At 67.8% G+C, this 264-nt stretch carries 1 protein-coding gene; it reads right to left on the reverse strand.

Features of this window, described 5'->3' with window-relative positions:
• Window positions 1-264 (reverse strand): integrase core domain-containing protein (locus tag AC5RWU_RS24790; RefSeq protein WP_493986808.1); only part of this gene is annotated, 264 nt, incomplete at both ends.

Genomic DNA, 264 nt, shown 5'->3' on the forward strand with positions numbered 1-264 from the left:
GCCGATACTCGGAGGCCTTCGCTTCGAGCACCTGAAGCGGGACCGGCTCCGTCGCGGGCGTGTGCTCGAGCAGCTCCCACGCCGTGCCAGGGGTGGCGTGATCGAGCGCCTGATGCGGTCGGCGGTGGTTGTAGTGTTCGCGGAATCTCGTGATCCGTTCCCGCAGCTGCTCGAGCGTGACCGGCCGGTTGGCGTCGAGGAACCGGATCAGGGTCTGGTGGGACCGTTCGTTCTTGCCTTGCGTGGTCGGCCTTCCCGGAAGCC

The organism is Arthrobacter sp. B0427-1-12, from assembly GCF_059092905.1.